This window comes from Micromonospora sp. NPDC004704 (assembly GCF_053601675.1).
This window is the reverse complement of the sequence record NZ_JBSGCD010000017.1, coordinates 68,479-81,983: the sequence shown is the minus strand read 5'-3', so window position 1 is coordinate 81,983 and position 13,505 is coordinate 68,479. Positions and strand designations below refer to the sequence as shown.

Sequence of the window (13,505 nt, the reverse complement as noted above, 5' to 3'; positions counted from 1 at the left end):
GCGGCTTGACCCGCGAGAAGTCCAGCTCCGGGGAGGTGTGGCGTAGCCGGCCTGTTGAGCTGGGCAGGTTCCGACCCGGCGGTCCCGGGGTTTCGCAGTAGGGCGGCGTATGGTTGAGGTCTGTGGCTGATGCCCGGCTTCTGGGAATCGGCGAGCCAACGTCATGTAAGCGGCGGGGTTTCGGATCCGGCTCCGGCTGGTCCGTGCAGCGGTCCGCGAACGCGGGCCGCCAACGCGCCCCTATTGCCGCAAAGTACGGTGACGGCGCTGTTCGCGAGGATTCCCCTGCCATGTCCGATACACCGCTGGATCCTACCGACGCGTTCGCTGAACTCGGGCGGATCAAGCTCAGCGACACCGATCTCGACGGAATCCTGGACCGGATAGCCCAGCTCGCGAAGCGGACCATTCCGGGCGCGGAAGAGGTGTCGGTCACCTTGGTACGCGGCGACAACGCCCGTACCGCCGCGTTCACCGGTGGGCTCGCGTTGAGCCTGGACGAATGGCAGTACGAGAGCGGCCACGGTCCATGCCTGGACGCCGCCGTGACCGCCACCACCATGTCCGTGCCTGACATGTTGGCCGAGACCCGCTGGCCGGACTGGGCGGCCCGCGCCCGTACGGAGGGTGCGCAGAGTTCCTTGTCGATCGGGTTGCCGGTTCAGGAAGCGGTCGTCGGGGCACTCAACATCTACGGCGTCAAGCCCGAGGCCTTCGACGAGGACGCGGTCACTCTTGCCCAGACGTTCGCCGCCTACGCCGCCGTCGCCCTGGCCAACGCCCATCTCTACCACAGCACCGCCACACTGGCACAACAGATGGAGGCGGCGATGCAGAGTCGAGCGGTCATCGAGCAGGCCAAGGGCATCGTCATGGGTGACCGTCGCTGCACCGCCGACGAGGCGTTCGCGATTCTCGTGAAAGTGTCCCAGGACTCCAACCGCAAACTCCGCGACGTCGCCGCCGCGCTCGTCGACCGCGCCGCCGGGTCTCCGAAGCCGTAACAGGTCGCCGACCCCTCGGCTGAGCACCAGCCCTGGTGGCCACGGAAGCCTTCGTCATCGGTGGGCTGCCGTCTCTCCCGGACCCTGCTGCTCTCGGCGTGCGGCGGCGGGCGAAGGAGACCGGTACGGCCGTGAGACACAGGGGGTCAGCGATAAAACGTCAGATACAGCGCCAGGGCGAAGTTGCCAACGAGAATGACCGCGCCGAGAATCGCGGCGGAGCGTCGCCACGCCGTCCACCGATTTGCCTTCCCTCTCTCGACGCTGGTCGCCTTCTCGACGAGGGCGGCGGCAACGGTCACCGCGATCCTTTCCCGTTCTTCGGCGTCGCGGCGGTCGGAGGTGATATTGGTGCTGAAGAGGGTGACGTTGGCGTGAAGATCGTCAGTCAGCCCCTGTACTGCCCTGGTGAGGGAGTGGATCGAATCGTCGATCCGGCGGAGATGGTCGTCGTGGCCCTCCAGACGCTGCTCGATCCGTCCCGCGTCCTGCCCAAGTCCGTAGATTTCTCTTTCGGTTTCTGCACCTGTCAAACGTCGGCCGGGTTGAGTGACACGCCGGCCGGGTCCCCGGTGGAGCCCCGGCGGGGTCAAGGCTGTCGGGGTGGCAGAACCTCTTCGAGTACGCCGATTAAGTGATCAAGAAGACCAACTCCCACCACCTAATCACACCGTGCAGACCCGCGCGCTGCACGCCTACCTGCGGTGGCGCAACGTCCACGCCCGCCACGCCGACATACTCGCCGCACATCGCCGAGACTGTGCCCGCATTCACAGCGAGAAGGGCATCCGCTGGGGAGGGCGCCCCGCCTTCAAGACCGTGGCCTGAGCCGTCCTACACATGCGGCACATCGTCCACATGTCCCGGATCACCGCTCGGGCGGCGGCCATCGCTGTCAAGAGCTTCGGCGAGTTCGGCGCGTAACTGGCTACGGGTGCGCACCAGAATCCGCCCGAGCATGTTCTTGCCGTTTCCGGTCGTGCCCCGACCCCAGTAGTGATCGGTGGTCGTGTCTTCGACGATCTCTTCGTCACCGGTGGACAACAGAATGTCACGGATATCGGCGTGCGCGCGGAACTTGGTTGCCACCGCACGGCGCATCACGTCGTCCTTGACCCGTTCCCAGTCCCTCCGCAGAGGTTTTGACGAGTCACGGCCCAGCTCCGCTGCCCGCAGCGGTGTGTGAGCACGCCGGACGAGATCCGCGTGACGAGTGCCCTTGAATTTTTGCGCCTGGAAGTAGTGCTCCGAGGTCGGCCACCAGACTTCTTCGAGGTCGAAGCCGTGATCGGAAAAGTTAGAAAAGCATCCATAAGGGACTTCGCCAGCGCCATAGAAGTAGATCGTCACGGGAACCTCACGGGTGTTACGGAAGCACGCACCGTCTCAGGCATGGCCTAGCCCCCGCAACCAGTATTCTTCGCCGGGCTCGGCCTTTCAGCGCGCCACCGACCCGGTAAACCTTCCCGGTCGGAGCACTAACAACTTTCCGGGCTAGCGGCTGTCGGACCCGCGTGATGCCTGCAAGGATCGCTTCGTGGATGCACTTGAGGTTCTGTGTCGCGAGTTTACCAGCGACGAGGGGACTTTCCTGCTTGCGCTGTACAGCGAGCGTAGATGGGACCGCGTGGCCTTCGCTCGCTCATCCACGATCGGACGCGCCGGGCGCGAACGCGAGGGGTCTCTTCTCGACGTCTTGGTCGGGCAGCGGGAGCGCTCGTGCCGAAAGTAGTGCGTCGGACCGTCGGCGGCGCTCCTTATAGCGACGATGCCGGGACGGCGCTCAACGGGCGATTGCTTCGTTGGATGGGAGGCCATCTCGTGAGCATCGAGACGAGGGGGTCGAGCGGGAAGCCGGTATCCTGCCGCGTGTGACCTATCCAATGATGCCGAACGACCCGCGGTGGCTTGGTAACTATGAGCTGCTCGGTCGTCTTGGCGAGGGCGGCATGGGCACCGTCTTCCTCGGACGCTCGCCGGATGGCCGGCTGGTGGCGGTCAAGATGTTGCGGGCCGAGCACGCCTGGGACACCGAGTTCCGGGGGCGCTTCCGCAGCGAGGTCAACCGGGCCCGCGAGGTGCCCGGCTTCTGCACGGCGGCGGTGCTCGACGCCGACCCGGATCACGAGACGCCGTATCTGGTGGTCGAGTACGTCGACGGGCCGAGTCTCTCCGAGGTGATCCGGGAGCGAGGGCCGCTGGACGGCGGCACACTGCACAGCGTGGCGGTCGGGGTGGCCACGGCGCTGGCGGCGATCCATGGAGTGGGGGTCATCCACCGGGACCTGAAGCCGCAGAACGTGCTGTTCTCGCTGGGTACGCCCAAGGTGATCGACTTCGGGATCGCGCGGGCGCTCGAGGCGACCAGCCGGCATACCAAGACAGACCAGATGGTCGGCACGGTGGCGTACATGGCGCCGGAGCGGTTCGACAACGACTCGAATCGTACGGTGGGGCCGGCGGCTGACGTGTTCGCGTGGGGTGTGGTGGTGGCTTACGCGGCGACCGGACGTACCCCGTTTTGGGCGGATTCCCCGGCCGCCACGGCGGCTCGCATTCTGACCCAGCCGCCCGACCTGACAGGGCTCGGCGGGTCGTTGCGTGACCTGGTGGCCCGCACGCTAGCCAAGGATCCGACCGAGCGGCCGACCGCACACCAACTGCTCGATCTGCTGCTGGAGGCGGAAACGGGGGGAGCGCTCGCCCAGCGGCCGGAGCTGCTCAAGGCCGCCGAGGCGGCCCAGCACACGGGTCGGGTGCGGCCTTCCGCCGTACGCGAGCCGGCCACACCCGTTCGTCGGCGGGTGAGCCGCCTGGTGGCCGTGGCCGTGGCCGCGACCGTCGTGAGTGCCGGTATCGGATTCGCGTTGTCGCGCAACGAGCCGGGTGAGACGCTGGCGTCCGTCGTGCCCAGCACGTCGGCGTCGGCCGCGCCCAACTCGACGGTGGCCGTCTCAGACACGCCACGGATCCAGGGGCCGGGGGTGTCCGACCGACTCGACCGGCGCGGCCTGTGGAAGGCCGACCAGACTGCCGACAGCGCCGCCGGGTGGTGCACCTTTGACCGGCGGATGCTGGCGACAACACACATGTCCACCCTCTATCAGTGCAAGGGGCCGCAGGACTCGTTCGCCGGCGACCAGACGATCGCGGCCGACGTCGGCATCGTCACCAAGGGCGCCTGCGCGGCGATCTGGTTCCGGGTCGTCGACCAGCACGGCTACGTAGCCTCGTTCTGCGAAAACGAAATCCGGCTGGGGATCGACGAAAGCTCGGGAAATGGGTTCAATTCGGAGCAGCGGGTCGCCTCGAGCGCGTTCCAGGTCGGGCAGACGCACCGGACCGGCATCACCGTGCACAACGGCACGGCCCAGGTGACGGTCGACGGTACGCCTGCTCTGAGCGTGCCGGTCACCGACCCGCAGCTGGTCGCGGGCCGGGTCGTGCTCGGGGCGCTCAACGACGCGAGCGAGGGGGACGCCACAGTGGCCTTCGCGAACGTCGATTTCCGGTCACCGGTGGTGGGTCAGCCGGCGCACTTCACTGATCCTACGACTGGCTCCAGTCAGTCGATGGTGGAGCTTTACTCGTACGATCCGGTCGCGCGCTCCGCGGTGGCTCAGCCGGTGCTCGTGATGGCCAGTGCGGACTACTGCAAGCAATTCAAGATTGACTCGAGCGATATCAAGTGCAGCGACCCGTACCAGATCGTCGAGAGCCACACGAAGGTGACGATCCCGGTCCGGTCCGCGCCGAAACTGACGTCGTGGGAGAACGTCGGCGGCGGGGACGGCATCGTCTCGGTGCACGCCGGCGCCGGTCACTCCATCTCTGCGTCCGACTTCACCAAGTGGCTGGCCGGGAAGCAGGGTGGGCTGGTCGCGGTTACCACCACCAACGGCGAGGTCACCACGCTGACCAAGATTGACAACCCCTGACCCGGTTGCGTCGCGGTCCCGGTCACCAGCGCGTCCGGGTCGGCGATCCGCCCCCACGGCGCGCTCTCTGCAACCGTCAAGGCGCGGCAGCCTCGGAGGCGACTGCTCGCGTGCGCTGCCCGACATGCAGATCGACTTGGTAGCTCCTGATCGTTGACGAGTATGACCTGCCATTGCGTTCTTCACCGGCGTACTCGGGTTTGACCTTGTCGAGGACTCCCCGTCGCTCGCTGACGACGGACGTCTCAAGCGCGGCCCGTGGTCGGACTCGGCATCACCGAGTTCCAGCAAGGTGGGCCTCCGGCCGACCATGGGGTCGTCGCCGAAATGAATGACGCGTTGCTGGCCGGCTGATCCCGGGCGTCAACTCGTTGTTTGGGCCGTCGTATCGTGGCGTCGTTGCCGCGCCGGTGCAGGGAATTCAGTACGGCCAGGTCGTCGTTGGACAGGCGTAGTGCGCCGGCGGCCACGTTCGCGACCAGGTGTTCCGGATTGCCGGTGCCGGGGATGGCCAGCACGTGCGGCCCCTGGTGCAGTGTCCATGCCAGCCGGACCTGTGCGGCGCTCGCCCCGTGGGCGCGTGCGATGGCAAGCACCTCCGCTGTGTCGGCGACCGTCGCGCCCGCGTCGCGTCCGGCTCCGGCGATTGCGTAGAACGGTACGAATGCGACCTCCTGCTCACCGCAGGTACGCAGGAACTCGTCGTACTGGGGTGGTGTGCCGAGGCCGTACCGGTTCTGCACGCAGACCACCGGTGCGATGGCCCGGGCCTCGGCGAGGCGTTCGGCGTTGACGTTGGAGATGCCCAGGTGGCGGATGAGGCCGGCGTCGCGTAGTTCGGCCAGGACGCCGAACCGTTCGGCGATCGAGTCGGTGCCGACGACGCGTAGGTTCACCACGTCGAGATGGTCCCGGCCGAGCTGACGCAGGTTCTCCTCGACCTGGCCGCGCAGCTGCTGGGGGCCGGCGTGGGGGAGCCATCGACCGGACGGGTCCCGGCCCGGTCCGACCTTGGTGGTGATGACGAGATCGTCGGGATACGGGGCCAGCGCCCGGTTGATCAGCTCGTTGGCGGAACGCAACGGGGAGAAGTAGAAGGCGGCGGTGTCGATGTGGTTCACGCCGAGTTCGACCGCGCGGCGCAGGACGCTGATCGCTTGGCCACGGTCACGCGCGGTGCCGTCCGTCCGGAACGCCGCGCCTTCCTGGGCAAGACGCATCGCACCGAAACCGATCCGGTTGATCTTCAGGTCGCCGAGCGTCCAGGTGCCCGACGCGGCTGCGGTGATCGTTTCCGAGGTCATGCCGCAATGATCTCGACGGGGTAGCCTGGCAGCCATTGATTAAGGCATGCCCGAATCCGCGAGGAGTGGTCGGCCTGGAGCAACTGGCGTTTTCGGCGAGTGATCTGGCGCAGATGCGGTTCGCCGTTTCGCCGATGTGGGAGGTCGGGACCAGCTTCCGGCTGCTGCGCTCCGGTTCCGTGCACCCCGTGCATCAGCCCTGGCTTGAGCAGGTACGACCACGCGTGGCCGCCGCCGGGCTGGACCGAGGCTGGCTCGCCGAACTGATCCCGCCCTCGGGCTACGTCCCCGACTTCCTCAACCCGGCACCCGCCGGACCGGCCCCCACATTGACGGTCGAACTGGCCGGCATGCTGGCTGCTCCCGCCGGACAGGTACGGCAGGACCTCGACCGCCTGGCCGGCGAGCAGGGGCGGCTCGGTCCCCGGTCGCAGGCCCTGTACGTCGAGCCGCAGGCCCGTCTGGTTCGGCTCACGGAAGAGATCGGGGCCTACTGGGAACTGGCGCTCGCCCCGTACTGGGCGCGGATCCGGGCGGTGCTCCACGCAGACGTCTTCTACCGGGCCAGGCAGGTTGCCGAGCACGGCACGGCTCACCTCTTCAACGAGCTGCACCCCTCGCTGAGTTGGGGTGACAACGCACTACGACTGACCCGCCGGCGGCGGGCGCTGTGCCGTACGACGGCGGGCGAGGGACTACTGCTGGTTCCCTCGGTCTTCACCGGCCCGGGTCCGTTCACCCGGGTCAGGATGCCCGAGCCGCCGCAACTCGCCTACCCGGCGCGCGGCGTTGGTGCACTGTGGGCATCACGGCCGACGACGGGGACCGACGCTATCGCCGCCGTACTGGGCCGGTCACGGACCCTGCTGCTGACCGAACTGGAAACACCGGCCTCCACCACCGAACTGGCCCGCCGTACCGGGATCTCCGCGGCCGGCGTATCCCAGCACCTGACCGCGCTGTGCGACGCGGGCCTTGTCAGCGCCCACCGAGCCGGCCGCTCGGTGCTCTACGCGCGCACGTCCGTGGCCGAATCCGTCCTCACCGCCGCCATGTGAGCCGGGTTCGGTCGTGCGGCCTGCCGTGCGAGAAGTCAGTTGGCCGCGTCCGGATGTCCCGGCATGCTGGAACCGCCACTGCTGCTGCCGGAGGAGCCGCCGGCCATGCCCGCGCCGTCGTCTTCGGTGACGATGTCCGGCTGCTCGTCGGTGTCGTCCGGCGCCGGCACGTCGGTGTCCGCCGTCACCTGGGGCAGTGCGACCCGGTTGGCATCGTTCTCGGCGGGTGCGGGCTGCTCACCGTTGCGTGCCTGGTATGCCACGATCGCCTCCGGCGTTCACCGATGTCCGTTCGGGCCGCCTACCCCGGACCGCGGGGGCGAAACATCCGGCGTACGGCCAACCGGATGGCTTGCGGCTCGCGTACGCGAGCGGCGTGCGTCCGTGCATGCGTCACGGGACAGCGCCTCGGCATCGGAGAGGGCCTGCGCGACCGCGTCGAGGGGATAGCCGAGACCGACCGCCACCGAGGCGAGGACATCGCCGACCTGGTGTTCTCCGTGCACCCGCAGCCGGACCCGTGCCTCGGCACCGCGGGCGACGAGCCGGAACCCGAGCCGCCCCTGCGCGTCAAGCTTGACGTCGATGGCCCGCACGTCGGCGCGGGGGCTCAGCCCGTAGGTCAGGACCCGCGCCCGCGAGCTGTCCCGGATCAACGCCGGGGCGCTGCGGTTGTCGTTGACGGCGGTGCCGCTCGGCGAGGTGGTATCGGACGCCCTGGCGAGCACCATCCCGCTCGCCGCTGCCCGCCGGATCAAGCTGGTCGCCAGCGAGTCGGGGTGGCCGACGGTTGCCGCGAGCGAACCGGAACTGGCCCGGGTGGTGGCCAACCTGCTGCTCAACGCTGTCCGCTACACCCCCGGAAGACGGAACGGTGCGGATCGAGGCGGGCCGCGAGCGGGACCACGCCTGGCTGTCGGTGGCCGACACCTGCGGCGGCATCCCCCCGGCCGACCTTCCCCGGCTGTTCGACGTGGCGTTCCGAGGTGAACCGGCACGCACCCCCGGACCGGGTAACGGCAACGGTGACGCCTCCGGCGGACTCGGCCTGGCCATCGTCCACGGGCTGGTCGAGGCCCACGGAGGTCGGGTCGAGGTGCGCAACACCGCCGAGGGCTGCCAGTTCGTGGTCCGGTTGACTGCCGCCTGACGAGGTCAACGCCCGGGGGTGTCACCCGCACCGGCAACGCTGGGACCGTGGACGGGTCACCCCCGCAGGTTGCGGCGCTCGTAGCCGAACGCGCCACCAACCGTCAGCGCGGCGGCGATGAGGAGCGTGGCAAGGTTCCCGGCCAGTCGGGTGCCACGTCCGGCACCGAGGCGAGGTGCGCTCCACGTCGGAGCGTGCGCCCCGACCGTCACCCTCGAACGGGCAAGTGTCGAGGGGCGTTCAGCCCGGCCGGCCGGGGACCTCGTAGGCCGTCCGGTACGCCGTGGACGTCGGTGTCGGCATCAGCTGTGAGCGATAACAAGACCGTCGTCAGATCCTTGGCGTCGAGGCGGTGCGGCTCATCGGTGGTTGGCCTGCGGGAGCCGACGATAGGTGGGCGAGGCCGTCCTGGGTGCATCGATGTGATTCGGGGGATTGGTGTGGACGGTTCGTTACGTCTTGACGAAGAACATGTTATCGCTCACTCTCGATATAGAGGTTGACGGCACCTGTGGCTCACCGGGCGAGCCCGACAGGTCGCGCCTCGGATCATGACGTCCCCCAGGGCATGCGGACGTCGCCTCAGGACTCCCGGCTGTGCCGGGGACAGCCTGCCGGACTTCTGCGACGGTGCGGTGCGGCCGAGGATGACCGTCCCGGATTCCTCGGCCGAGCTGGTGTCGGCCGCCCCGAACGGTTGGTCCTGAGCGGAAACAGCACCTCACCACCATCGATGCCACCAGTGAGAAGGATCGAGATGAAACCCAGGAAAAGTCTGCTAGCGACGGCAACCCTCGCGGTCGCACTGACCGCGGGTATGACGGTGACGCTGGCCTCTGCGGCCAGTGCTGGCACGACCCTGAAGGCGGCGGCGGCCGAGAAGGGCCGATACTTCGGTGCCGCCGTCGCGACGGGCAAGCTCTCCGACAGCCAGTACGTCGGCATCCTCAACAGCGAGTTCAACAGCGTCGTGGCCGAGAACGAGATGAAATGGGACGCCACGGAGCCTCAGCAGGGCCGTTTCACCTACACCGGCGGTGATCGTCTGGTCGGTCACGCGCAGGCGAACGGCATGAGCGTGCGTGGTCATGCCCTGCTCTGGCACGCGCAGCAGCCGGGTTGGGCGCAGGGCATGTCCGGCAGTGCGTTGCGCAACGCCGCGATCAACCATGTGACCCAGGTCGCGACCCATTTCCGGGGCAAGATCTACGCCTGGGACGTGGTGAACGAGGCGTTCGCCGACGGGGGCAGCGGCGGGCGACGTGACTCGAATCTGCAGCGTACCGGCAACGACTGGATCGAGGCGGCGTTCCGCGCCGCGCGGGCGGCCGACCCGGGTGCGAAGTTGTGTTACAACGACTACAACACCGACGGGATCAACGCGAAGTCGACCGGCATCTACAACATGGTTCGGGACTTCAAGTCCCGTGGCGTGCCGATCGACTGCGTGGGTTTTCAGTCGCACCTGGGCACCTCGCTGGCGGGGGATTATCAGGCGAATCTGCAGCGTTTCGCTGACCTGGGCGTCGACGTGCAGATCACCGAGCTGGACGTGATGACCGGCGGCAACCAGGCCAACATCTTCGGCTCGGTCACCCGCGCCTGCCTGGCCGTCTCGCGCTGCACCGGCATCACGGTGTGGGGCGTACGCGACAGCGACTCCTGGCGCGGCACCGACAACGCCCTGCTTTTCGATCGGTCGGGTAACAAGAAGGCGGCGTACACCTCCGTCCTCGACGCCCTCAACGCCGGCTCCAACACGCCGGGTTCCCCGGTGGACACCGGCGCCTGGTATGTGTTGCTGAATCGGAACAGCGGCAAGGCGCTGGACGTGTACAACCAGGCGACCACTGACGGTGCGCGAATCACGCAGTGGGCCCGGAACAACGGGGTGAACCAGCAGTGGCAGTTCGTGGACTCAGGTGGTGGCTACTACCGGCTGAAGTCCCGACACTCCGGCAAGGTGCTGGACGTCTACAACTTCTCCACCTCGGACTCCGCGCCGATCGTGCAATGGAGCGACGGCAACGGCACGAACCAGCAGTTCCGGCTCGCCGAATCCGCCGGTGGTTACGTGCGAGTGATCAACCGCAACAGCGGCAAGGCCATCGAGGTGCAGGCCGCGTCCACCGCTGATGGGGGGAACATCGTTCAGTACACGGACTGGGGTGGCAACAACCAACAGTGGCAACTGGTCCGCATCGGATAACGACCGGACCATAACCATCGGTCTCCGCCGGTTGCAGGTCCTGTAGCAGGGATCGAACCCGGCTCCGGCAGCGGGTACATCCGCTGGGCCAGCACTCCGGTGGTGCGGACGGCATCGTCCCGCCACCGGCGGTGCTGGTCGCCCCACTGCAGCTGATCATGGCGCTCGCGGAGGCCAGCACCCGGCTGGAAGCTGTCGGGCGGGTGGTGGGATGGCGGCCCGCCCCGATGGGGCTGGCCGCCGCGACCGTCATGCGACCGTACAGCTGAGGTGGGTCGGTGATCGGCTGCCGCCGGCGGTGCTGCCGATGTGGCCACGGTGGGGGATGCTCCCGCGGCAAGTCGTTGTAGCTGGCGTTGGTGACGGTCACCTGGTCGCCCTGCCGGGCTAGGTCATCCCGGATGCCCCGCGAACGGTGCGGTCGCGCGGGCAGGGGGCTGATGGCCTGCTGCAGCATCTCTCGCCCCACTCGGCTGGTTGAGCATGTTATCGATAACATGCTATTTTTGGTGCGGGAGCGAAGGGCACGCTCCCGGTCACCTCAGTCAGCCGGCAGAGGCAAGCCCGCGGGTACGCCCTCCCGCCGCCTTCCCGGTCGGTGACCAGTCCGGGCCGCTCCGCCGATGCCAGGCGACCGCACGCGGTCGCCGGACGACTTCGGTCCGGCCGCATGCTCGGCTTCCGATGCCCCGTCGCAGGTAACCACCGGCACCGACGGACGGTCCGCAGACCAACCTGTCTACGCCGCGCCGGCCTGCGGGAGCATGCCGGCCCGCATCGGAAGGATCGCCGCTATGCCTCCACCAGGCAGTGCCAGAAACATCCGCCTACACGTCACGGAACGGCCGAACCGTCGTTCCGGCCGCGCTGAACGGCGGCTCCATCGGCCAGGAACCGAATCGTCGACGGCGAGGAGACGGGACATGTCGCTATTTGCATCCTGCTGTGGCAGCGGGGCGCGGCCGGCGGTGGCCGGGTCGAGTTCGCGCAGTACCACCGGTGACGAGGAGGCGAGCAATGGCTAACCCGAGACACTCCACCTCATCCATCGCGGTCGCGGCGGTACTCCTCGCGACCATCGCCACCGCCAGCGGCATGCTGAGCGGCGGTTTCCGCGGAGCCGCGGTGGCCGCGACGAACGGCACCCTCGCGACGACCGCAGGCTGTGGCAAGGCCCCCACGCTGACCAGCGGGACGCACACCATTCAGAGCAGTGGGCAGAGTCGCAGCTACATCCTCCGGATCCCGGACGGGTACGACAGAAGTAGCCCCTACCGGCTGATCTTCGGCTTCCACTGGCTGAACGGCTCGGCCAGCAACGTCGCCTCGGCCGGCTACTACGGGCTTGCGCCGCTGTCGAACAACAGCACGATCTTCGTCGCGCCCCAAGGCCTCAACGCCGGCTGGGCCAACACCAACGGTCGGGACCTGACCCTCTTCGACGACATCTCCCGGCAGATCGAGAACGACCTCTGCGTGGACACGACCCGGCGTTTCGCCCTGGGCTGGAGCTACGGCGGGGCCATGAGCTATGCGGTTGCCTGCGCCCGGCCCACCGTCATCCGCGCGGTCACCGTCCTGTCCGGCGCCAACCTCAGCGGATGTAACGGTGGCAGCCAACCCGTCGCCTACTTCGGCATCCACGGCACCTACGACAGCGTGCTGAACATCTCCCAGGGTCGGTCGCTGCGCGACACGTTCGTCAGGAACAACGGCTGTACCGCGCAGAACCCGCGCGAGCCGAGCCGAGGCAGCCTCACCCACATCACCACCACCTATTCCGGCTGCCGAGCCGGTTACCCGGTGCAGTGGGCCGCGTTCGACGGAGACCACACCCCAAGCCCGGTCGACGGATCCTCCAGCCCCAACGACGCCAGGACCTGGACTTCGGGGGAGATCTGGAGATTCTTCACCCAGTTCCCGTCCGATACACCCCCCACGACGACACCGCCGACCACGACACCGCCCACGACGACACCGCCGACCACCCCGCCGCCGACCGGTGAGCCGGGCATCTGTGCCGCCAGCTACCGCTCGGTCAACAGCTGGCCCGGCGGCTTCCAGGGTGAGGTCACCGTCTCCAATAACACCGCCACCACAGTCAACGGCTGGACCGTACGCCTGACCCTGGCCAGTGGTCAGACCATCAGCAGCCTCTGGAACGGCACCCACACGGGCACCACCGGCAACGTCACCGTCCAGAACGCCCCCTACAACGGCACATTGAGCCCGAACGCCTCGACCACCTTCGGGTTCACCGCGACTGGCAACGGCAACCTCCCGCCCAGCAACATCACCTGCACCAGCCCCTGAACGTGCCGGATCAAGGGCCCGGAGCCACTTGGCTCCGGGCCGGAGGGCTGCGGACCGGGGCGCAGCCCCGGGGTTTTCGCAGCCGGGTTCGCCGCCACTACCGTGCCTCTCCGATTGCCGACACTGTCCGCGTAGCCCGCGAGCCGCACCCAATCTTTGCGCCCCGGTGATGAAGGTTCGGCAGGGCGCGGCTGCGCACCGGACCGTGTACGTCGTGGACGGAGATCAGCCCTCGACGGGAACGCGACGTGCCCGGGATGCGGGCCGGCGCGGGCCGGCAAGGTGCCCGGCAGTGGGTGGCCCACCACACCGAGCTGCATGCAGCTCTTCCGGGCCGCCCTGCCCCGGGCGGACCGCGCATCCTGCTCGGCTAAGCAAACTGTCTGTCACCACTGTGAATCAGAGCTGTCGGATTCGCGGGCCCCGAGGTGGCGAAGAGCCGCCACACGTCCGTCCGCCGGTGGGCGACGGCGCTGCAGCTCCGGGGCCTTGACCGACGGACCATGGAGCAGGACCAGGTCGACCGATT

General features: G+C 68.2%; 11 protein-coding genes and 3 pseudogenes. 8 read left to right on the top strand and 6 right to left on the bottom strand.

What is annotated here, in order from left to right; all coding sequences use genetic code 11:
* Positions 1-290: 290 nt before the first annotated feature.
* On the top strand, positions 291-1,004 hold the full coding sequence (locus ACWEFB_RS22850; protein WP_452288388.1) for a GAF and ANTAR domain-containing protein: 714 nt from the start codon (positions 291-293) through the stop codon (positions 1,002-1,004).
* Between the two features lie 146 nt (positions 1,005-1,150).
* Here ACWEFB_RS22850 and ACWEFB_RS22845 read toward each other — a convergent pair whose 3' ends face one another.
* Together ACWEFB_RS22845 and ACWEFB_RS22840 are read right to left on the bottom strand one after the other, a co-directional pair.
* Complete coding sequence (locus ACWEFB_RS22845) at positions 1,151-1,537, bottom strand: hypothetical protein (RefSeq protein ID WP_452288386.1); 387 nt, start codon at positions 1,535-1,537, stop codon at positions 1,151-1,153.
* Between the two features lie 301 nt (positions 1,538-1,838).
* Entirely contained in the window at positions 1,839-2,354 is a 516-nt protein-coding gene (locus ACWEFB_RS22840) for an NADAR domain-containing protein (protein WP_452288384.1), read from the bottom strand.
* Positions 2,355-2,887: 533 nt separating this feature from the next.
* On the opposite strand from ACWEFB_RS22840, the gene ACWEFB_RS22835 reads away from it, so the two are divergent.
* Together ACWEFB_RS22835 and ACWEFB_RS22830 are read left to right on the top strand one after the other, a co-directional pair.
* Complete coding sequence (locus tag ACWEFB_RS22835; protein WP_452288496.1) at positions 2,888-4,942, top strand: serine/threonine protein kinase; 2,055 nt, start codon at positions 2,888-2,890, stop codon at positions 4,940-4,942.
* Positions 4,943-5,066: 124 nt separating this feature from the next.
* Positions 5,067-5,195 (top strand): annotated as a pseudogene (locus tag ACWEFB_RS22830) (VOC family protein); the annotation flags it as partial.
* 166 nt (positions 5,196-5,361) lie between these two features.
* Here the strand turns inward: ACWEFB_RS22830 and ACWEFB_RS22825 are convergent.
* A pseudogene (locus ACWEFB_RS22825) lies at positions 5,362-6,246 on the bottom strand (aldo/keto reductase); the annotation flags it as partial.
* 113 nt (positions 6,247-6,359) lie between these two features.
* Here ACWEFB_RS22825 and ACWEFB_RS22820 point away from each other — a divergent pair.
* Positions 6,360-7,304: an ArsR/SmtB family transcription factor gene (locus ACWEFB_RS22820; protein WP_452288382.1), complete on the top strand. Its 945-nt coding sequence runs from the start codon at positions 6,360-6,362 to the stop codon at positions 7,302-7,304.
* A gap of 35 nt (positions 7,305-7,339) precedes the next feature.
* On the opposite strand, the gene ACWEFB_RS22815 is transcribed toward ACWEFB_RS22820, so the two are convergent.
* Together ACWEFB_RS22815 and ACWEFB_RS22810 are read right to left on the bottom strand one after the other, a co-directional pair.
* On the bottom strand, positions 7,340-7,567 hold the full coding sequence (locus tag ACWEFB_RS22815; RefSeq protein WP_452288380.1) for a preprotein translocase YidC: 228 nt from the start codon (positions 7,565-7,567) through the stop codon (positions 7,340-7,342).
* Positions 7,568-7,582: 15 nt separating this feature from the next.
* A complete protein-coding gene (locus ACWEFB_RS22810) occupies positions 7,583-8,035 on the bottom strand; it encodes a hypothetical protein (RefSeq protein ID WP_452288378.1) in 453 nt (150 codons plus the stop codon).
* Here ACWEFB_RS22810 and ACWEFB_RS22805 point away from each other — a divergent pair.
* A pseudogene (locus ACWEFB_RS22805) lies at positions 7,944-8,454 on the top strand (sensor histidine kinase); the annotation flags it as partial. The gene ACWEFB_RS22810 and the pseudogene ACWEFB_RS22805 sit on opposite strands and share 92 nt — an antisense overlap.
* A 56-nt stretch (positions 8,455-8,510) precedes the next feature.
* Here ACWEFB_RS22805 and ACWEFB_RS22800 read toward each other — a convergent pair.
* Positions 8,511-8,666 carry a hypothetical protein gene (locus ACWEFB_RS22800; RefSeq protein ID WP_452288376.1) on the bottom strand — a complete coding sequence of 52 codons (156 nt, stop codon included), beginning with the start codon at positions 8,664-8,666 and terminating at the stop codon, positions 8,511-8,513.
* A gap of 545 nt (positions 8,667-9,211) precedes the next feature.
* Between ACWEFB_RS22800 and ACWEFB_RS22795 the strand changes: the two genes are divergently transcribed.
* From ACWEFB_RS22795 to ACWEFB_RS22785, 3 genes are all read left to right on the top strand, one after another.
* Complete coding sequence (locus ACWEFB_RS22795; RefSeq protein ID WP_452288374.1) at positions 9,212-10,663, top strand: endo-1,4-beta-xylanase; 1,452 nt, start codon at positions 9,212-9,214, stop codon at positions 10,661-10,663.
* A 131-nt stretch (positions 10,664-10,794) separates the two neighbouring features.
* Complete coding sequence (locus ACWEFB_RS22790; protein WP_452288372.1) at positions 10,795-10,932, top strand: hypothetical protein; 138 nt, start codon at positions 10,795-10,797, stop codon at positions 10,930-10,932.
* A 748-nt stretch (positions 10,933-11,680) separates the two neighbouring features.
* Entirely contained in the window at positions 11,681-12,976 is a 1,296-nt protein-coding gene (locus ACWEFB_RS22785) for a cellulose binding domain-containing protein (RefSeq protein ID WP_452288370.1), read from the top strand.
* The last annotated feature ends 529 nt before the right edge of the window (positions 12,977-13,505 follow it).